This window comes from Metabacillus flavus (genome assembly GCF_018283675.1).
GTDB lineage: Bacteria > Bacillota > Bacilli > Bacillales > Bacillaceae > Metabacillus_B > Metabacillus_B flavus.
In genome coordinates this window covers 3,955,600-3,975,403 of sequence record NZ_JAGVRK010000001.1, presented here as the reverse complement: position 1 = coordinate 3,975,403, position 19,804 = coordinate 3,955,600, and the positions used below count along the sequence as shown (strand labels likewise).

Sequence of the window (19,804 nt, the reverse complement as noted above, 5' to 3'; positions counted from 1 at the left end):
TCCTTTATCGACATTTTTTCACCTCTTAGCAATTCTCAAGCTCCGAGGAACAATCCAACAAACAAGTCCAAATCATACTTGATTGATAGAACAGATTAATCATCGGGGCGTTACTGCTTGCAGTAATGCCCTTTGTCGTTTGAAGGGTGCTTAAAGGATGCTGGTTTATGGAGCACTGAAAAATCCGGTTTCCGGAGATCAAGCTGCCAAGTAAGAAGAAGGACTCCTGAATCTTATCTTATTTTCAGTTATCATAGACTTGTAGAATGTTGTCTAAAAGTCGCTTTCATCAGGTGAAATATGAAACAGTAGGTGGGATAACTTGAAAAAAAGAACAAGGGCAAGATTTTGGTTAGGTGCGATCCCGTTTTTAATGGTAGCGGGCTGTTCTGAGGCAGCTACTTCACAAGAAACGATGCCGGAAATGAACGAGGAGTCGAAATTAACCTCAAAGGATCCGTACTATGACACAGAAAGCATAGCAAGTTCTCCGAGGTTTGCCTTGAGCGCGAATTATAAGGAGATCGAGCCTTCCAAAAAGGCGAAGCCGCTCGAAACGAATTATACAAAGGAACAGCTGGCTAAGATTACAGTAGCAGAAGCCCATGGAGGCAGCAGGGAGAGAAGCGTGCCTTTAGGTCAGACCCTGCATAAGGATGTAGCGGATCAGACAGAGGGATCGCTTAAGGACTCGAGGATCGTTGCCTTTTATGGAAATCCAAATTCCGTTCATATGGGAATACTGGGAGAACATAGTCCGGAGGATTTAATGGATAAGCTAATGAAGCAAACTCGCGCTTATTCAGAGCTGGATCCTGAACGACCTGCGATTCCTGCGATTGAACTGATTACGACCATCGCTCAGCGCACCCCTGGGGATAAGGGGCTTTATGTCCACTCTACGCCGGAGTCCGATATTGAGAAGTATGCGAAGCTCGCAGAAGAAAATAATGCGCTTCTTTTTTTAGATGTGCAGCTTGGCCGTGATTCTATTATGAATCAGGTGAAAGCCCTTGAAAAATATTTAAAGAAACCAAACATTCATTTAGCCATCGATACGGAGTTTCACGTGAAACAAGGGCAGGTTCCTGGAGAAAATCTGGGTCATGTAGATGGGAAAAATGTTCAGGAAGCAATCAAATATGTATCAAAACTTGCTGCTGAGAACGGACTTCCAGACAAAGTTGTCGTGGTCCATCAATTTGCGGATAAAATTATCAGCAACAAGAGCGCCATTCAACCGGACGAAAATGTGGAGGTTGTGTTAAATAGTGACGGATTTGGAGCGCCATCGCTGAAAACATCAGGCTATCATTTGCTTGTGCAAAGCCAGCCCATTCAATACGGCGGATTCAAGCTGTTCTTTAAAAATGACAAACCGGTCATGACGCCGAAAGAGGTACTGGCGCTGGACCCGGCCCCGTCATTTATTAATTATCAATAAGTTCATGTACATAAAAAATGCAGCGGCATTTTGCCGCTGTGTTTATTTTGGTTTCTAACAGTCAAAAAGCTTGTTCCCTGAAATCGCTATATCCCACTCTTCCCAAATTTTATTTTTCTAATAAAATATAATGCTAAGCAATTCCATTTTGTTAACCGTTCAAAAGAGTTATAATTTAGTAGATGTATTTGCTCTGAAAGGAGAAATAGTGATGAAATTATTTGCACTTGATATGGATGGAACGACATTATCATCCAGGAATGAGATCAGTCCTGAAAATATAGAAGCGATTAAGAAGGCCCAGAGCCTCGGGCATAAGGTGATGGTGTTGTCCGGCAGGGCACCGGAGTCCATTCAAGAGGTTATGGGGCGGTATGGCCTGACGCTTCCGATCGGCGGAAGCAATGGAACGGCTGTATTTGCGGATGGAAAGCTTTTGGAGCTGACTTCTTTAAGTGATAGGCAAAATCAGGATATTGCGGAAGAAGCGGAGAAGGAAGCCATTCCTTTTAAAATTTATACGAATAAAGGCATTTATTTTCACCGGGAGTGGCCAGAGCGCTTAAAACACGTTCTTTCTTCAGGAGCTGTACCGGAGGAATATTATGTGGATGAGAACTTTGGCAAGATGACTCATATGCCGGATGAATCGAAAACATTTGATAGCATTCAGAGCCTGCTGATGGATCAGGAATTAAAGATTCAGAAGTTTTTTATGCTCGTTTTGGACCCCGTTCAAAAGAGCCGGTTATTGACGGCCACGAAAGCCATTGAGGGGGGCTATGTCACGTCATCTTCTTCTTTTAATATTGAAGTGATGAACATCAATGGAAATAAGGGAAACGGCCTGAAGATTATGGCTCGGTACTTCAATATTCCTCTTGAAGATACCATTGCAATTGGCGATCAGTTCAATGACGTGCCAATGTTCGAAGCTGCTGGATTCTCTGTTGCGATGGGCAACGCGGTTGATGAAATCAAAAGTAAGAGTGACTTTGTTACGTTAACGAATGATGAACATGGAGTGGCGCATGCTATTGAGCATGTTTTAAACGCACTTAAGGTTCCGGAAGGTTTGGTATAAGGATCTTAATAGAAGGCTCTGTTAAAGCCTGATGTTGATTTTTAACACCTGTTGATTGGAGTGGAATGCGCGAGACTCCGAGCTGAGAGCAGCGGGACAGGTGAGACCCCGCAGGCGCAAAGCGGCGAGGAGGCTCACCGCCCGCCCCGCGGAAAGCGAGCGCCTGCAACGGAAATCAACAGCCAAGTTTAACAGAGCTTAATAGAAAAGAAACAGAAAAACTCGTCAACAGTGACGAGTTTTTTTTAAAGAAAAATCAATACCCTGGAAGCAGCACAATCTTTCCTGCTTTTCCGGAATTCTTAAAATAAACCTGCGCTTCCTTTGCTTTCTCAAGAGGAAAAGTACGGTCAATGACCGGCTTGATTTTTCCTTCGGAGATCGCGCGGAGCATCCGTCTGAACTCCTCTCTGGTCCCCAAGACGGAGCCGTAGAGGGTGATGTGTTTTAAGTAGAGCGTTCTGAGATCAAGCTCTGTCTTTTGGCCGCCGGCAGACCCTGAGGTACAGAACTTCCCGCCATTCTTCAGAACTTCCAGGGAGGTGGAAAACAGGGCATCTCCGACAACGTCCAGGACAGCATCAATCGGACCGCCATTCACTTCTCGGATTTCTTCAGCAAGCTTTTCGGATTTATAGGACAGCACATGCGAGGCACCCAATTCTTTCATTCTTTCTTCCAGTGCCAAATCTCCGACAATGGCGATGACCTTGGCTCCGAATACGTTGGAGGCGATTTGGACGTTTAAGGAGCCTACACCGCCGTTTGCCCCCGTGACCATGACGGTTTCCCCTGGCTGTACCTGGATTTGCTCATTCATATGCCAGGCCGTCAAGCCGCTGACGGAAAAAACCGCACTTTCCGTATAATCAGGAAGGGGCATTTCATAGCAAAGGTCCGCAGGCCATAACACGTATTCTGCATAGCCGCCATCGTATTCAGAACCGACGAAGGACATATCTTCTGAAATATGCTCGAGACCTGGTTCTCCACTGGAGGTAAAAGGAAAGAGGACAACGTCTTTTCCGATCATCGCCTCATCCACCGCATGCCCCGCCTTCACGATTCTGCCTGCTATATCGGAACCCGGTATCCTGGGAAAGTCCACACCTTCCGGCTTCCAGCCTGATTTAGCTCCGGTTCCGTAAGCCCCTTCTCTCATCCAGATTTCCGTATTGTTAATGGCGCAGGCTTTCACCTGAACCAGTACTTCATGTTCTTTCGGCTCTGGAATAGGCAGTTCTGCTAGCTCGAGCTTCTCTATACCGCCGTAGCCAGTTACTTGGATTGCTTTCATTGAACGCTCTCCTTTCATCTATTGAGTTCGTATGTAAGGGAAGTAGTAGTGATCAAGTCCATTATATATGGGGAGACCGTTTTTCTTATACGAAACTGCTTCAAGAGGGGTTAATAATAAAAAGGCTGGACCATAAGATGTCCCAGCCCTTACCCGTTAATGCATCATCTTCCCCGGAGCTTTCGCATAGCTGTTCAGCATCGCATTCATGTCCTGCTGCATCAGCTGCGGAACCTGGTAATAGCCATGCTTGTTTTGATAAAGGAAAATTTCGTAGCTTAGCTCGATAAAGTTCGGAACACTGTCGGCGATGACTCGGCGCAGCACGGGATTGGTCATCTCCAGTGCAGTCATAGCCAGCAGGGTGGCCAATGATTTGGTGTTGCCGAGCATATAAGCGGATAGCCCCTGATCGGAAAGCTCGGATACAGATTGATTAGGCTTCTTCGGCTGACCCGGCTTTATTCCGTAAACGGCATCGTTGTTTTGCGTCATTTTATAGACTTGGGTTGAAACAGCTGGTTTTTGTCCCGTGGAGAAGGCATCTACAATGGTATTGTACATTTGGGTAACAAAAACAGACTGGCGTTGGGCAATGTCTTTCAGCTCTGGATCCTTCATATGCTGCTCGTACATTTGATATTGATCAAGCATGCTAATGATTCCGGCGATGACTTCATGGGCATCAAACAGTTCATGGCCTCCATGGTCCTTGGAATATGCGGGATTGGGCTGCACGCCGGACATTTGCTGCTGGCCGTTTTGATTGATGTTTTGGTTTTGCATGAGTTTCCCTCCTGTTTTTAAACATTCGGTTACTATCATGTCCTTGATGAAGTGATATATCCCGAATGTCCGCAGAGGTACGGGCAATTTTATTCAAAAAAACTCCCGCAATGTTTTACGGGAGTCTCCTTTTCAAACAAATTAGCCGTTACTTACCTAACATCAAACCGATCCCCATCCATCACTTTCACCCACGCTGCTGCAAAATCACGGACAAATTTTTCTTTGTTGTCATTCTGTGCATACACTTCAGCAAGAGCGCGAAGCTCGGAGTTGGAGCCGAAAAGCAGGTCGAAGCGGGACGCTGTCCGGATGACCTCGCCTGTTTTGCGGTCGCGGCCTTCATATTGGTTGAAGCCGGCAGCTTTCCACTCTGTGCCCATATCGAGCAGGTTGACGAAGAAATCGTTCGTTAGGATACCTGGACGATCCGTGAACAAGCCGTGTTTAGTGCCGCCGTAGTTCGTTCCGAGAACACGCATTCCGCCTAGCAGGACCGTCATTTCGGGAGCGGTCAAGCCTAGCAGCTGGGCTTTATCGACGAGCATTTCTTCCGGGCTGGTTGAGTATTCCTTCTTCTGATAGTTGCGGAAGCCATCTGATACCGGCTCTAACACATCAAAGGTGTCGGCATCCGTTTGTTCCTCTGTGGCATCGCCGCGTCCCGGCGTAAATGGCACGGTGATATCGAAGCCTGCGTCTTTTGAGGCCTTTTCGATGGCTGCGCTGCCGCCGAGTACAATGAGATCCGCCAGACTGACTCTGACAGTCAGCTTGCTTTGGATGTCTTCGTACACTCCAAGAACTTTTGCCAGCTGCTCCGGTTCATTTGCTTCCCAGTCCTTTTGGGGAGCCAGTCGGATCCGGGCGCCGTTTGCTCCACCGCGCATATCGGTATGGCGGTAGGTGCTTGCTGAAGCCCAGGCTGTTTTCACAAGCTCGCTCACGGTTAATCCGGAGCTGAGAATTCTATTTTTAAGTTCAGCAACCTCATCGTGAGACAATTCATAATCCACTGCTGGAACGGGATCCTGCCAGATCAGCTCTTCTGCTGGAACCTCCGGGCCTAAGTATCTTACTTTAGGTCCCATGTCGCGGTGCAGCAATTTGAACCATGCCCGTGCGAATGCATCGGCAAACTCTTCCGGATTTTCATAATAGCGGCGGGAGATTTTTTCGTATTCCGGGTCCATACGAAGAGCCATATCTGCCGTGGACATCATCGTTTTTACACGAATGGATGGATCCTCTGCATCCGGTGCCATATGCTCCTCCGCCATATCGACCGGTGTCCATTGATAGGCACCTGCTACACTCTTCGTCAGCTCCCACTCATAGCCGAAAAGCAGGTCAAAGTAGCCGTTATCCCACTCCGTCGGGTTCGTCGTCCAGGCACCATCGACACCACTTGAAATCGTATCGCGTCCTTTTCCGCTTCCGTAGGAGCTCAGCCAGCCTAAGCCCTGTGTTTCAAGGTCTGCAGCTTCCGGGTCGTCCCCGACATGAGAAGGATCGCCTGCTCCGTGCGCCTTCCCGAAGGTGTGGCCGCCGGCAATCAGGGCAACGGTTTCCTCATCGTTCATCGCCATCCGTCCGAACGTATCGCGAATATCACGGGCGCTTGCTACCGGATCAGGCTTTCCGTTCGGTCCTTCCGGATTCACATAGATGAGCCCCATTTGCACAGCAGCAAGCGGGTCCTCAAGCTCGCGGTCGCCGGAATAACGGTTGTCCGCCAGCCATTCTTTTTCCGCCCCCCAATACACGTCTTCCTCTGCATGCCAGATATCTTCACGTCCGCCGGCAAAGCCGAACGTCTTTAACCCCATCGATTCAAGAGCAACGTTTCCGGTCAAGACAAGCAGGTCTGCCCAGGAAATTTTGTTTCCGTACTTTTGCTTAATCGGCCACAGCAAACGGCGGGCCTTATCAAGATTCACGTTATCCGGCCAGCTGTTCAGAGGGGCAAAGCGCTGGGATCCTGAACCGCCGCCTCCGCGTCCGTCCGCCGTACGATATGTACCTGCTGCGTGCCAGGACATACGGATAAAGAATGGACCGTAATGGCCATAATCAGCCGGCCACCAATCCTGGCTGTCTGTCATCAGCACATGAAGATCTTTTTTCAGCGCATCGTAATCAAGCTTTAAGAACTCTTCCCGGTAATCAAAGTCCTCTCCCATTGGATTGGATTTCTTGTCATGCTGGCGAAGAACGTTTAAATTCAGCTGATTTGGCCACCATTCCTTATTCGTCGTTCCCCGGGGAGCCTTCGACGTCGTAATCGCACTATCCTTGTGGTGGGTGACAGGACACTGTCCGGCTGACGTATGTTCTTTTTGATCGGGCTTATTGTTATTTTCCATTTACAATTCTCCTCTCAGTTTTGGACCATAAATTACGAGATTAATAGTTAGATAATTAAGATAATTCTTACTGTATATTATAGTGGAGAAAAACGGTAATTCAAAGTTAGAAGCTTCTGAGCAGAACGGTTTCAGCTAGTCTTGAGGGATATGAACAACGGAAAGAGGAAAAAAAATCCAGCTGTCAACATAGTTGACAGCTAGCTCTTTTAATCGTTCATTATCTAATTAGGATGTGAAAAGTATTGGAAAAGTAACTCCAATACTTTTTCTTATTTGCATCATTTCAACCGAAGTCATTTCTTCAACAGCAAATAAACAAAATAAGGTGCCCCAATTAAAGAAACCATGATTCCGGCAGGTACTCCGCTCGGTTCAAGGATATTGCGCCCGATGGTGTCTGCAAACAGCAGCAGCCAGCCGCCGAGTAGAATGGCGACGGGGAGATACAGCTGATTTCTGGGGCCGACTAAGGCTTTGGCAATATGCGGAGCCATCAGCCCGATAAACGAGATGCCTCCGGTAACGGAAACGGCTGAAGAAGCGAGGGCTACGGCTGTTAACAGCAAGACAATCCTTTCCCTTTCGATGGGGACTCCAGCACCTAGGGCGGCAGGCTCACTTAAACCGAGTAGATTAAGCGTATTCGCTTTATACAGGGCAAAGGGAATGAGAAGAATCAGCCATGGAAGGAGGGCCCAAATAAAGGGCCAATCTGTGCCCCAGATGTTCCCTGCCAGCCATTTAGCGATAAAATCCACTTTCATCTGATCGGCAGATGAAATCAGGACCACCATTGTACCTGAAAGAGCCATGGAAACCCCGACTCCGATCAGTACTAAACTTACTGGCTGCAAGCCGCTCTTTTTATGATAAGCAAATAAATAAATCGTTATAGCGGTGAGGATTGCTCCAATAAAGGCGATGAGCGGAAGAAGATAGATAAACGAGCCTGCCTCAATCGGGAAAAATAAGAAGAAAACGGTGATGGCTACACCGGCGCCGGAATTGATTCCGATAAAGCCCGGATCTACTAAATCATTTCTTGTGATTCCCTGGAGGAGGGCTCCAGATAACGAAAGAGCCATTCCTGCCAATAGCGTAATGAAAATCCTCGGCAATCTTATTGTAAATAAGACGAACTCTTCTTTAAACGTTCCCTGCCCGAATAGAGCGGGAATGATCCTGTCATAAGAGACAGCAGAATACCCAAGTCCCAGGCTGACCATGATGGTTGCGGCTATAAGAAGAAGGGATACACCGACTGTGATTCTTTGTTTTTTTATCAGCAATGGATGGATCATCTGAATGCCTTTCCCCCTTTTCGAACAATGAGTAAGAAGAAGGGCAGGCCGAGCATAGCGATAATGGCGGCCACTGGTGTTTCAAAAGGGGCATGCAGTGTGCGCCCCACTGTATCAGCAAACAGCATAAACGCAGCACCGGAAATGGCTGACAGCGGCAAGATGAATCGGTAGTCGTTTCCTGCTAAAGGCCGGACAATGTGCGGAATCATCAAACCGATGAATACAAGGTTTCCTGCCAGCGCGACAGATGACCCTGTCAAAATGATGACGGCCGCAAACAGAATCGCTTTGATGTGCTTGGTTTTTTGGCCCAGTCCGATGGAAATCTCTTCATGCAAGCTTAGGATGGTGAGCTGCTTAGAAAGGAGGAAGGATACAAGAAGTCCGACAGATATAAGCGGGATAATGATTTGGAGCTGTGTCCAATTCGTCCCGATCAGTCCTCCTGATGTCCACATGGTGACATTTTTGGAAACTTTGAAATAAAGGCTCACTCCCTCGGCAATAGCATATAAAAATGCAGAAATGGCTGATCCAGCCAATACGATGCGAAGGGGAGAGAATCCGCCTCTCTTCATGGAGCTGATCCCAAATACCATCAATGCGCCGATTCCGGCTCCTATAAAGCAAACGGCCATTGTCACAAAATAATTGGCCGATTTAAAAAAGGCCAGCGTGACAGCTAATGCCGCATACGCCCCTGCAGACAACCCCAGCAGTCCGGGATCAGCGAGCGGATTTCTTGTCATTCCCTGCATGATCCCCCCGGATACAGCGAGTGCCGCCCCGACGAATGCCGCCCCAATTTCCCGCGGAAGACGGATTTCCCGGATAACCGTTATCTCTTTCTCTGCTGAATCTGCGGTAAGGGCAAGCCAAAGATCCTTGAGCGTCACATCCGCTGCCCCAAAGACCATGGCGACGGCAAACATGGCCGCGAGCAAAAGGAGCGCGGCTGCAATTTTATATGAATATGTAATGGAATAAAACGATTTTTTAGCCATTTGTTCGCCGTATTTCCTTTCCTGAAATAAGGGAAAGAGGAATTCTTTAAAGAATTCCTCAAAAGGTTAATTTTCCAAAAACGATTTCTTAATAAACTCCAGCTGTTTTTCCAGTGTTACAGGATCGCTGAATGATGCGCCTTCTCCCTTCATTTCAAACAAACGGCCGTTTTTGACAGCAGGAATGTTTTTGAAGGTTTCGGTTTCCTCAAAAGAGGTGTTGGCATCGGAATATTTGCTCAGGATCACATAATCGCCGGCATAGTCAGGCAGTACCTCAGCTGACAGCGTGTAGTACCCTGATTTTAAAGCGACTTCCTTCACTTTTTCCGGCATTTTGAGCTTCATCCCCTGATAGAGAATCTCTGTTCCGCGCGCCCAGTTTTCCCCGTATACATAAAGGTCTTTTCCAAAGGCCTCGATTACAGATACGGTCGCATCTTCTCCGATTTTTCCGCGTATTTCATCTCCCGCGTCTGAAGTCCGTTTCTTAAAGTCATCCACCCACGCCTGGGCTTCTTTTTCCTTGTTTAAAAGCTTCCCGATTTCAACATGCTGGCTTAAGTAATCCAGTTTCCCCCACGTGTAAGTAACAGTTGGGGCAATTTCTTTTAATTTATCAATATTTTTTATATTGGATAAGCCGATAATCAAGTCAGGCTCCAGTTCAATGATTTTTTCAAGATTTTCATCTGAGACTTCCTCAACGTTTTTCATTTCTTTAGAGAAAGTCGGATTGTTTTTTGACCAGACATCTGCTCCGACTACATTCACTCCCAAATGCAAGACGTTTCCTGTAAAGCCTGAGAGCATGACAACGCGCTTCGGATTTGATGGAACTTCAACCGGTCCTGTTTCTGATTGGTATGTAAAGGTTTCCGGTTCCTTTGAGGCAGTCTTTTCTTTTTCAGTACCTTCTTTATTTCCGCAGGCACTAATAAGCAGAACCAGTACGAGCATAAGCGGGACGAATAATTTCTTCATGTTTCTTTTCTCCTTTTATTAAATTGTAGGTCATACACATCGGTTTGTATGTGTTCGGATCGCGTCCGATCACGGCATCGATCTGGAAAACGTCTCTTAAAGTTCCCGGGGTCATGATATCCTCCGGAGTCCCTGCATTGACGAGTTTCCCGCTCTTCATTGCAATCATATAATCAGCGAACCGGGCAGCCTGATTCAGGTCATGCAGCACCATAATAATGGTTCTTCCCTGTTCACGGTTTAGCATTTGAAGCAGCTCCAGCACCTCAAGCTGATGCGCCATATCCAAGTAGGTCGTCGGCTCATCCAAAAAGATGATCTCGGTTTCCTGCGCAAGGGCCATGGCAATCCAGACACGCTGCCGCTGTCCGCCGGATAAGGAATCGACCGGGCGGTATTTGTAGGCAGAAGTGCCAGTCACTTCGCACGCCCATTCGATGACTTCAAGATCCTTTGCCGTTAATCTACCCATTCCCTTTTGATAGGGAAAGCGGCCATAAGATACGAGTTCAGCAACAGTTAAACCCGCCGCGGCTTCAGGAGTTTGGGGGAGGATGGCCATTTTCCTTGCCAGGATCTTCGTATTTTCCTTCGATATTTCTTTTCCGTCTAAAAGGGCCGATCCGGAATGATGGGCAATGATTCTTGTCATCGCTTTCAGCAAAGTGGATTTTCCACAGCCGTTGGAGCCGATGATGGCTGTGACCTTTCGATCCGGTATCTGTATATTCAGATTCTTGACAATGAGCTCTTCCCCATAGCCGATGCTTAAGTCATCTGTAGAGAGTCGAACCATCCTTTACCCCTCCTTTATAGAAATCTGTAATAATAATGATAATCATTATCAACGTAATTTAACTATATCCTCCATTTCGGCATAGTGTCAACTTAATTTTTTGTCTATAACTGTGGTGTGTAAGCCAGTTCATCATTTTTTGATTGTAAATAAACTGGCCATCCTTTATTCTTATTGATAATGATAATCAATTACATTTGATTGGGAGTGGGCGGGAATGGCTGAACGGGAGTTATTTGATGTAACGATCATCGGAGGCGGGCCGGCTGGTTTGTATTCGGCTTTTTACAGCGGTTTAAGAGGCATGAAGACAAAGATTGTGGAATTTCAGGCAGAATTAGGCGGGAAGATTCAGGTGTATCCCGAGAAAATGATCTGGGATGTCGGAGGGGTAACCCCCACTACAGGTGCCAAATTAATGGAACAGCTGATCGAGCAGGGGTTAACCTTCAATCCGAAGGTCGTCCTGAATGAAAAAATTGAAGCGATATACCGGGAAGCGGATGGAACCTATAAATTGAGAGCTGCATCAGGCAGAATACATGAAACGAAAACGGTGATCGTTGCGGTAGGCAGCGGAATTTTAAAACCCAAAAAGCTGGAGATTGAAGGAGCAGAAAAGTTCGAAGTAGCGAATATCCACTATACCATTCCATCACTGATGAGATTTAAAGATAAAACCGTGGTGATCTCAGGAGGAGGAAATTCGGCTGTCGATTGGGCGAACGAATTGGAGCCCTTCGCAAAAAAGGTTTATATTACGTACCGGAAGGAAAATCTTTCAGGTCACGAGGCGCAGGTGATGCAGCTGTTGAACAGTTCGGTCACATGTCTGCCCAATACGGCCATTTCGAAACTAATCGCCTGTGATCATCAGGAAAAGATCAAAACCGTTGCGCTGAAGAATCTGGAAACCGAAGAGACAGCTTATCTTGATATTGATGATGTCATCATCAATCACGGATATGAACAAGATACAAGCTTATTGAAAAACAGCGGCATGCATATCGAAATGGCTAATGATTTTTATATTGCGGGGAATGCATCCAGTGAAACGTCCGCAGAGGGCATATATGCAGCCGGGGATATTTTGAGCCATAATGGAAAACTAAATCTGATTGCAGGCTGTTTTCAAGATGCAGCGAATGCGGTAAATAAAGCAAAACAGTTTATTCAGCCGGAAGCCGAAAAATTTGCCATGGTTTCTTCGCATAATGAAGTTTTTCAAGAGCGAAATAAAAAGCTGGTTAAGGAAAAGCTTTTGAAAAACAAATGAATCAGACGGCTTAAATGACAAGTTCATAAAATTAAGCTATAATTTGAACGCTTGCCGCCACCCTTCGGACCTGGAAAGGGGTTTTTTTATGATTACATTGGAGAATGTGAGCAAGAAATTTAATGCGTTTCAGGCGATTTCGTCTGTGTCTTTACATATTCAGCCTGGAGAGATCCATGGAATAATCGGAGCGAGCGGAGCTGGTAAATCCACCCTGCTGAGGCTGATGAATTTACTGGAAATTCCGGATGAGGGAGAAGTCACGGTCAATGGACACACGCTGACTGCGATGAACAGTAAGCAGCTGCGGGAGGCCCGGAAGTCGATTGGGATGATTTTTCAGCATTTCAATCTTGCGGCGAATAAAACGGTTTACGGGAATGTAGCGGTTTCCTTGGAATTAGCGGGCTTTCCAAAGAAGCAACAGCGCAGCCGCGTGATGGAATGCCTTCAATTTGTGGGGCTTGAGGATTATGCTCAAAGCTATCCAGCGCAGCTTAGCGGCGGGCAGAAGCAGCGGGTCGCTATTGCCCGGGCGCTGGCGAATAAGCCGCAGGTTTTGCTGTGCGATGAACCGACCTCTGCACTGGATCCCCGTACAACTGCGGAGCTGCTCGGCGTGCTTGAGGAAATCAGCCGTCTTGGCGTAACGATTGTAATCGTCAGCCATGAAATGAACGTCATCAAAAGCATATGCAGCCGTGTGACGGTCATGGCGGATGGGAAGGTCTATGACACAATCGAGCGCCAGCCGCAAGGAATTGTAAAAAAAGAAAATCGTGCACAATACTTTGTAGATGAGCTGAAAAAGGACGGTGAAGCCGGAGATGCCTGAGATCCTTGCTTTATACGGACCTGAGATTTGGAAGTCAATTGGCCAAACCTTTGTAATGGTCGGTGTTTCAATTCTGGCCGCGGTACTCATCGGACTGCCGGTTGGAACCCTGCTCTACCTTTGCCGGAAAGGGCAGCTGCTTGAAAACTGGATGGTCTTTTCCGCATTGAATCTGCTTGTCAATATTGTCCGCTCTTTTCCTTTTTTATTATTAGTCGTCTTCTTAATTCCGTTTACCCGTATGGTTGCCGGGACCGCCATTGGCACAGCTGCTGCGACGATTCCGCTTTCCATTATCGCCATTGCCCACTATTCACGGCTTGTCGAGCAGTCGCTGCTGGACGTACCGAAAGGTGTCATCGAGGCTGCGGTATCAATGGGAGCTTCTGTGCGGGAAGTTATCTTTAAATTTATTTATGTGGAGGCACGCTCGGGACTTGTTCTCGGTTTAACAACATCGATTATCAGCTTCATTTCCTACTCGACCATCATGGGTGTAGTTGGAGGAGGCGGAATCGGAGACTTTGCCATTCGGTACGGCTATCAGCAATTTAAAACAGATTTAATGCTGTATATGATCGTCATCATGGTGATTCTTGTGCAGCTCGTTCAATTTATTGGAATGACGGCAGCAAGATTGATTGACAAAAGATAAATAACTGGAGGAAAAGCAGCATGAAGAAAATAGTCTTTCTTATAATGGTCTTTTGCTTTGCCGCAGCTGGCTGCAGCCAAGCAGAGGATCGTACCGAAGAGCCAAAACAAAACGAGAAAGAAGTGACGCTGAAAGTCGCTTCCTTAATTCCGCCAATGACGGAAATTCTGGATCTTGTAAAACCAAAGCTTGCCGAAGAGGGCATTAAGCTGGAAACGGTTGTACTTGGTGATAATGTGCAGCCAAACACCGCACTGGCGGCAAAAGAAGTGGATGCAAACTTCTTCCAGCATGCCCCGTATATGGAGCAATTCAACCAAAGCAATAACGCTGAACTCGTTTCAGTAAAGCCAATCTATTTCGCCAATTATGGAGTATATTCCAAAACATACAAATCGATCGAAGAAATGCCTGAAGGAGCGACTATTGCCATCGCCAATGATGTGTCGAATATCGACCGTTCTCTATCCCTTTTGGCACAGCATAAAATTATTGCCTTAAAAGAGAAAAAAGACATTTATTATACAATAGCGGACATCAAGGATAATCCAAAAAATCTTCAGTTCAAAGAAGTCGATTTGCTGATGCTTGCGAGAACGTATGATGACGCCGATGCAGTCATTATGACACCAGCCTATGCAGCACCGCTTGGATTGACACCGAAAAGTGATGCACTTTTGACGGAGGGCGTCGAAAATGATTTTGCCATCAGTCTTGTCGCCCGTAAGGATAATGCAGACTCTGAGGCTATTAGGAAGCTCGCCGAAGCGATGACGAGCCCGGAGGTACGCAAATTTCTGGAAGAAAAATATGATGAAACTGCAATTCCTGCGTTCAAGTGATTCTGAACTAATTGAACTTCCCGGAGCTTAATTTTCCAGCTGGGAATAGGAGAAGGGTGTGGGATAAGGTGCTGAAAAAATGGCCTGTCCAAAAAATCCTGCAGAGAATCAAATTAAAAGCCCAAGAACGCTCGCTGTTTGAGTGATCTTGGGTTGTTTTTTTATGGATGTGCATGAAATAATACCGCCTCCCCCGGTAAAAGCCTGTGTAATCTGCGCAAATCAGCTGTACTCTCATCCTAAAGCCCCTGAATTTTTTTAACCTTCCGCTGTAAATTCAGCAAAGAAGATAATTTTATAGGCTAGAAGAACACTTATTTCGAAATTCCAACTTTTTAATTACTTCAAAATAGTTTATAATTATCAGATAATAGTTATTATAAATGAGGCATAAAGTGTTTGTTCCTGGGTGGGGTCCGAGGGTGCGCGGTTTTTAGTGCATCCAGGCAGGAGTGCCTGCTCTTTTATACAACTTTAGGGGATGAGGAAGGTCATAATGAGCAGCATACGCAAAAAAACAGATGTTATTTTAATTGGTGCTGGAGTCATGAGTGCAACGCTTGGAGCAATTCTGAAAGAGTTAGCACCTGAATGGGAAATTAAAGTGTTTGAGAAGCTTGCAAAAGCTGGAGAGGAAAGCTCGAACGAATGGAACAATGCGGGTACGGGCCATTCTGCGCTTTGCGAGCTCAACTATACAACTGAAAAGCCGGACGGCTCAATCGATATTGGGAAAGCGATTAACATTAATGAACAATTCCAGGTTTCGAGGCAGTTCTGGTCGTATCTTGTAGACCGCAATCTGATTCGTCAGCCGCAGGATTTTATCATGCCCATTCCTCATATGAGTTTGGTGCAGGGTGAGAAGGATATTGCTTTTCTGAAAAAACGTTTTAAAGCGCTGTCACAAAATCCTCTGTTCCAGGGAATGGAATTTTCCGAGGATCGTGAACAGCTGAAGGAATGGATGCCGTTGATCATGGAAGGCCGTCCAGTGAATGAACGCCTTGCCGCAACCAAGATCGATTCCGGAACAGATGTGAACTTCGGTGCGCTGACACGCATTTTGTTTGATCATCTGGAGAGTAAAAACGTCGAGCTTCACTATAAGCATAGCGTGAAGGATCTTAAACGCACGAGTGACGGGCTGTGGGAATTGAAAGTGCATAATATGGAAAGAGGTATTACGGAATACCATACGGCGAAATTCGTCTTTATCGGCGGGGGGGGCGGCAGTCTGCCATTGCTGCAGAAAACCGGTATTCCTGAGTCAAAGCAAATTGGCGGATTCCCGGTAAGCGGACTGTTTCTGGTTTGCAGCAATCCGGAAGTGGTGGAGCAGCATCATGCAAAGGTTTACGGGAAAGCGAAGGTTGGAGCTCCTCCAATGTCTGTTCCGCATCTTGATACCCGCTATATCGATAACAAAAAATCCTTGCTGTTTGGACCGTTTGCCGGATTCTCGCCGAAGTTCTTGAAAACGGGCTCGAATCTTGATTTGATCGGCTCCGTCAAACCAAACAATCTTTTCACCATGCTTGCAGCGGGAGTGAAAGAGATGGGGTTGACGAAATATCTAATCCAGCAAGTCCTGCTATCGAATGAAAAACGCATGGAAGAGCTGCGTGAGTTTATTCCAAATGCGAAAAGCGGGGATTGGGATGTGGTTGTAGCCGGACAGCGCGTGCAGGTCATTAAAGATACAGAGGCTGGTAAAGGAACGCTGCAATTTGGTACGGAAGTGGTCAGTGCCGCTGATGGGTCGATTGCTGCATTGCTCGGTGCCTCTCCGGGTGCTTCTACAGCTGTTCAAGTCATGCTTGAGGTATTGAATAAATGCTTCCCGCAGCATATGGGTGAGTGGGAACCGAAAATTAAAGAAATGATTCCTTCATATGGCATGTCACTTACCGACAATCCGGTCCTTTTCCAGGAAGTTTTTGCTTCAACCGCGGAGACCCTTGGTTTAAGTAAAAAAAAACTGGTCCTCATTTAAAGCTCAGGATTGAGAGACAAAGAGATTTCTAACAAATAAAGCCAGGTAAGACCCTAAAGGGATCCTAACCTGGCTTTTTTCCGTATTTATCGATACTGTCTTCTCCGCACCCACATTGTTGCTGCCCATTTGTCTCCTGATATGACAGGGGCGCCTCCATGCAGCGTTAATTCATTGATTGCAGGATCCTGATAGAAGTATTCAAAGTAGACGGCCATGCCTTTTTGCGGAGTGATGGAGAGCTTCAAATGGGGGAAGTACGTTTCGCCGCCTTCCTCTACATCATTCAAGTACATAATCAGCGTGCTGATCCTTGGGTTGTGGTTGGCTTTTGAAGACTTAAAATAGTCGAGGTGTGCTTTGTATTCCTCACCAGGCTTATAGTTAAGGATATGAAGCCCTTCCCCGTGACTCGCCGGGACATTCGTAATCTGGGCGACTCGCCTTTCAATCCTGCTAGTCACGCCGTGTTCTGTTTCCGGCAGGAACGTCCCGCTGCTTGTCCGAATTCCGCTTACTTCCCTCTCGGTTCCAATCTTGGAGCGGTTCATGTGCTCCTTTGAAAGCTGAATGAGTTCATCACACTCTTCATGACTCAATACGTTTCCCAATATCGCGATCATGGGCTCCTCAAGCTTCGCAATAATTGAAATGTCACGGTCTTCCGTCACGATTTTGTTTCCGCCATGATTAAATATGGATTGTTCCTTTATTTGCATTGCCATTTTCATCAACCTCTTTAGAATAGAATTTTTATGGGTTAGAAAGCGTTTTCATAAAAGGGGCAGCTTGTAAACTATGAAAAAATAACTACTCATTGTTATGAGTTTATCACCATGACGGACTTTTATCTCTATAAATTTTTGAAGATTCGTTATTTTTTGGTGAATAAAAAAATAACGCTAAAAAGTTGGCTGTTGATTTCCGCTGCAGGCGTTCGTTTATCCATGGGCGGTGGTAAGGCTCCTAAAGCAGATTTGAGCCTGCGGGGTTCTCACCTTCAATTACGGGCAGTTTCATGTCGATTACGGGCAGTTCCTTGTCGATAGCGGGCGGTTTCATGTCGATTACGGGCAAAACGACAGTTCCTGTCTCCAAACAAAATAAAGAGACGCGCGGAACACCGTGCGTCACTCCTTTATGCAGCATTTTTTTCACTATACTCTTATTAATGGTAAGTAAGGTTTGCAATTTTCCAGTCAAATCCCAAAGTATAATTTACCAATATACTCATCCATCACCCTACATCCGCTCAGGCGCCGGCAGACCAAGTACCCCCAGCGCATCTCCCATCGTTTCTTTAAATTGTGAGGTAAGCCATATTCTTAAGGCTTTTTTCTCATCGATTGCTTTCATGATTGGGCAGGCAGCGTAGAAGTTGTTGAAGAGGGTGGCGAGTTCATGGGCATAGGTGCAGATCATGCTCGGTGAAAGCTCGCTGCAGGCTGATTTCAAAGTATCTGGCCAAGCAGCGATATGCCGGATTAGGGCATATTCTGCTTTTTCCAGATGGGTGATTTCGCTTGGGTTTATGTTGATCTCAGCTTCAGCTCTCGCTAGAACGCTCGCAGCCCGGGCATAGGAATACATCAAATAGACGCCTGTATTGCCGGTTACCTCGGTGGCTTGCTGGATGTCAAAGACGACCTCGGTCAATAGGCTGAATCGGAGCAGGTAGTAGCGGATTGATGCAGCGGCGATGGTTCTGCTTGAGAGCCCGTTTTTCTCTGAACGTGTCTGGTTAATTATGCCTTCCATGCGGTCCAATAATTCCGCTATTTTTATGCCGATTCCCTGTCTGCCTGACATCGCATAGGATGCTTTGCCGTCGGAGGTGTCGATGCCGAGTTCCTTCGCTGCACGGGGACTGAGGGACACCACGCCGTAGCTTACATGACGGAGCTTTTCGGCTTGTGTTTCATACCCAAGGATTTCGAGCGCTTGTTTTACCATGGCCTGCGGATATTCCTGGCGGTAGTCAATGACATTGATGACAAGATCGGCCTTCCCGTATGATGAACGGATGCCATTGGTGCTCGTCGTCCATAGCTCTTCTGTAAAGCGCTTATACAAAAAATCATTCTCAAGCAATCCGAATTTCCAAAGATGATAGGCGATATCCTTAGCAGTATACGTTAAAATCCCGTTCGAACGAACCAAAACTTTGTCCAGGCTATGTTCGGAATCAGGAGCTTCACTTTCGGAGGAAGGCTGCTTTAATACCCAGCACCCCTCAAGCTTACCGGACATTTCACGGTGAAATTGCTCCGTTTGTTTCAGCAATTGGAACGCGGAAGCCCAAAACCCTTCCCTCACAATATTGCTTTCCCATACGAGCAAGTCATAGCCTATGCCGAATTCGTTCATTTCTTCAAGATGCTCACGGACAATCCGTTCAGCAACAAGGGAACCAATCCATGATAAATTATCCTTTCCTTCTTCAATGGCATGGAGAACGTTCGTCCGCTGTTCCAGCAGCGGCGGGTTCTTCTCGTACTCTTTATTGACTTGGGCGTAAATGTCCCAGCAAAAGTCTCCAAAACTGGAGTGCTCCTTTTTCTCAGGGATGTTCAAAATGCCTACAACCGTATCTGCGAGCTGGTTTCCTAAGTCGTCAATATAGTTGTGCACCTCGACCTCGAAGCCGGTTCTTTTCAAGAGACGGACGAGGACATCGCCAATGCATGAGTTGCGAAGATGGCCGATATGTGCGGACTTGTTCGGATTGATGGAGGTATGTTCAATCACTGCCTTTTCACCTGTGTTCATAGGCAGCACGAATTCTTCTTTAGCCCATTGGCTCCAATCCATATAAAGATTGATAAACCCGGGGGGAGCAACGTCAATTTTGCTCACCAGGCGATCCGCGCTGCCTTCCTCCTCAAGCTTGTTTTTCAGCATGCCGGCAACTTGAATCGGCGCTTTGCGCAGGGATTTAGCGAGCTGCATCGCAATATTGGTGGAATAATCCCCATGCTCCAGATGGGCAGGCTGCTCAATTTGAATCTTTATATCCTCGTTATAGACGAGACCGAGCTCTGTAAAAAGACTTTTCACGGATTTCTCGATGCTGCTTGCAATTACTTGGCTAATCATTTCATCCCTCCTCCAAAATAGAAAAGCCTCCGTCTC

16 protein-coding genes are annotated in these 19,804 nt (G+C 46.6%); 7 read left to right on the top strand and 9 right to left on the bottom strand.

Translation table 11 applies throughout. The annotated features are described in order from the left end of the window. Window positions 1-322 precede the first annotated feature (322 nt). Both J9317_RS20165 and J9317_RS20160 read left to right on the top strand, forming a co-directional pair. Window positions 323-1,444: a hypothetical protein gene (locus tag J9317_RS20165; RefSeq protein ID WP_249292267.1), complete on the top strand. Its 1,122-nt coding sequence runs from the start codon at window positions 323-325 to the stop codon at window positions 1,442-1,444. 211 nt (window positions 1,445-1,655) lie between these two features. Next, entirely contained in the window at window positions 1,656-2,528 is an 873-nt protein-coding gene (locus J9317_RS20160; RefSeq protein WP_211561940.1) for a Cof-type HAD-IIB family hydrolase, read from the top strand. Window positions 2,529-2,784: 256 nt separating this feature from the next. On the opposite strand, the gene J9317_RS20155 is transcribed toward J9317_RS20160, so the two are convergent. The 7 genes from J9317_RS20155 to J9317_RS20125 form a co-directional block, all read right to left on the bottom strand. Then, window positions 2,785-3,825, bottom strand: coding sequence for a zinc-binding dehydrogenase (locus tag J9317_RS20155; RefSeq protein WP_211561938.1), 1,041 nt, complete (start codon window positions 3,823-3,825; stop codon window positions 2,785-2,787). Between the two features lie 156 nt (window positions 3,826-3,981). Continuing rightward, window positions 3,982-4,611, bottom strand: a complete 630-nt coding sequence (locus J9317_RS20150) for a spore coat protein (protein WP_211561936.1) — start codon at window positions 4,609-4,611, stop codon at window positions 3,982-3,984. Between the two features lie 152 nt (window positions 4,612-4,763). Beyond that, a complete protein-coding gene (katG, locus tag J9317_RS20145; RefSeq protein WP_211561935.1) occupies window positions 4,764-6,977 on the bottom strand; it encodes a catalase/peroxidase HPI in 2,214 nt (737 codons plus the stop codon). Window positions 6,978-7,273: 296 nt separating this feature from the next. Beyond that, complete coding sequence (locus J9317_RS20140; RefSeq protein WP_211561934.1) at window positions 7,274-8,281, bottom strand: FecCD family ABC transporter permease; 1,008 nt, start codon at window positions 8,279-8,281, stop codon at window positions 7,274-7,276. Next, window positions 8,278-9,288: a FecCD family ABC transporter permease gene (locus J9317_RS20135; RefSeq protein ID WP_211561932.1), complete on the bottom strand. Its 1,011-nt coding sequence runs from the start codon at window positions 9,286-9,288 to the stop codon at window positions 8,278-8,280. Before J9317_RS20135 ends, J9317_RS20140 begins: the two co-directional genes overlap by 4 nt. Before the next feature lie 66 nt (window positions 9,289-9,354). After that, window positions 9,355-10,272 (bottom strand): iron-hydroxamate ABC transporter substrate-binding protein, encoded by a 918-nt coding sequence (locus J9317_RS20130; protein ID WP_211561930.1) that lies wholly within the window; start codon window positions 10,270-10,272, stop codon window positions 9,355-9,357. Continuing rightward, complete coding sequence (locus tag J9317_RS20125) at window positions 10,223-11,068, bottom strand: ABC transporter ATP-binding protein (protein ID WP_211561928.1); 846 nt, start codon at window positions 11,066-11,068, stop codon at window positions 10,223-10,225. The genes J9317_RS20130 and J9317_RS20125 overlap by 50 nt, the downstream gene beginning before the upstream one ends. Window positions 11,069-11,285: 217 nt before the next feature. Here J9317_RS20125 and J9317_RS20120 point away from each other — a divergent pair, with 217 nt between their 5' ends. From J9317_RS20120 to J9317_RS20100, 5 genes are all read left to right on the top strand, one after another. Then, on the top strand, window positions 11,286-12,344 hold the full coding sequence (locus tag J9317_RS20120; RefSeq protein WP_211561926.1) for an NAD(P)/FAD-dependent oxidoreductase: 1,059 nt from the start codon (window positions 11,286-11,288) through the stop codon (window positions 12,342-12,344). 88 nt (window positions 12,345-12,432) lie between these two features. Beyond that, complete coding sequence (locus J9317_RS20115) at window positions 12,433-13,179, top strand: methionine ABC transporter ATP-binding protein (RefSeq protein WP_211561924.1); 747 nt, start codon at window positions 12,433-12,435, stop codon at window positions 13,177-13,179. After that, the gene (locus J9317_RS20110; RefSeq protein ID WP_211561922.1) at window positions 13,172-13,834 is read left to right on the top strand and encodes a methionine ABC transporter permease; all 663 of its coding nucleotides are present in this window, start codon (window positions 13,172-13,174) and stop codon (window positions 13,832-13,834) included. The genes J9317_RS20115 and J9317_RS20110 overlap by 8 nt, the downstream gene beginning before the upstream one ends. A gap of 20 nt (window positions 13,835-13,854) precedes the next feature. Then, window positions 13,855-14,676, top strand: coding sequence for a MetQ/NlpA family ABC transporter substrate-binding protein (locus J9317_RS20105; RefSeq protein WP_211561920.1), 822 nt, complete (start codon window positions 13,855-13,857; stop codon window positions 14,674-14,676). Between the two features lie 496 nt (window positions 14,677-15,172). After that, on the top strand, window positions 15,173-16,672 hold the full coding sequence (locus J9317_RS20100) for a malate:quinone oxidoreductase (protein ID WP_211561918.1): 1,500 nt from the start codon (window positions 15,173-15,175) through the stop codon (window positions 16,670-16,672). Window positions 16,673-16,758: 86 nt separating this feature from the next. Here the strand turns inward: J9317_RS20100 and J9317_RS20095 are convergent, their stop codons facing one another. Together J9317_RS20095 and J9317_RS20090 are read right to left on the bottom strand one after the other, a co-directional pair. Further along, the gene (locus J9317_RS20095) at window positions 16,759-17,397 is read right to left on the bottom strand and encodes a 2OG-Fe(II) oxygenase (protein WP_211561916.1); all 639 of its coding nucleotides are present in this window, start codon (window positions 17,395-17,397) and stop codon (window positions 16,759-16,761) included. A 517-nt stretch (window positions 17,398-17,914) separates the two neighbouring features. After that, complete coding sequence (locus tag J9317_RS20090) at window positions 17,915-19,768, bottom strand: arginine--tRNA ligase (protein WP_211561914.1); 1,854 nt, start codon at window positions 19,766-19,768, stop codon at window positions 17,915-17,917. Window positions 19,769-19,804 lie beyond the last annotated feature (36 nt).

Bases quoted from the DNA above. Each gene is read 5' to 3' on its own strand.
- katG (WP_211561935.1), bottom strand. From the start codon at position 6,977: ATGGAAAATAACAATAAGCCCGATCAAAAAGAACATACGTCAGCCGGA.
- J9317_RS20160 (WP_211561940.1), top strand. From the start codon at position 1,656: ATGAAATTATTTGCACTTGATATGGATGGAACGACATTATCATCCAGG.
- J9317_RS20155 (WP_211561938.1), bottom strand. From the start codon at position 3,825: ATGAAAGCAATCCAAGTAACTGGCTACGGCGGTATAGAGAAGCTCGAG.
- J9317_RS20140 (WP_211561934.1), bottom strand. From the start codon at position 8,281: ATGATCCATCCATTGCTGATAAAAAAACAAAGAATCACAGTCGGTGTA.
- J9317_RS20115 (WP_211561924.1), top strand. From the start codon at position 12,433: ATGATTACATTGGAGAATGTGAGCAAGAAATTTAATGCGTTTCAGGCG.
- J9317_RS20135 (WP_211561932.1), bottom strand. From the start codon at position 9,288: ATGGCTAAAAAATCGTTTTATTCCATTACATATTCATATAAAATTGCA.
- J9317_RS20130 (WP_211561930.1), bottom strand. From the start codon at position 10,272: ATGAAGAAATTATTCGTCCCGCTTATGCTCGTACTGGTTCTGCTTATT.
- J9317_RS20125 (WP_211561928.1), bottom strand. From the start codon at position 11,068: ATGGTTCGACTCTCTACAGATGACTTAAGCATCGGCTATGGGGAAGAG.
- J9317_RS20150 (WP_211561936.1), bottom strand. From the start codon at position 4,611: ATGCAAAACCAAAACATCAATCAAAACGGCCAGCAGCAAATGTCCGGC.
- J9317_RS20090 (WP_211561914.1), bottom strand. From the start codon at position 19,768: ATGATTAGCCAAGTAATTGCAAGCAGCATCGAGAAATCCGTGAAAAGT.
- J9317_RS20100 (WP_211561918.1), top strand. From the start codon at position 15,173: ATGAGCAGCATACGCAAAAAAACAGATGTTATTTTAATTGGTGCTGGA.
- J9317_RS20110 (WP_211561922.1), top strand. From the start codon at position 13,172: ATGCCTGAGATCCTTGCTTTATACGGACCTGAGATTTGGAAGTCAATT.
- J9317_RS20120 (WP_211561926.1), top strand. From the start codon at position 11,286: ATGGCTGAACGGGAGTTATTTGATGTAACGATCATCGGAGGCGGGCCG.
- J9317_RS20105 (WP_211561920.1), top strand. From the start codon at position 13,855: ATGAAGAAAATAGTCTTTCTTATAATGGTCTTTTGCTTTGCCGCAGCT.
- J9317_RS20095 (WP_211561916.1), bottom strand. From the start codon at position 17,397: ATGGCAATGCAAATAAAGGAACAATCCATATTTAATCATGGCGGAAAC.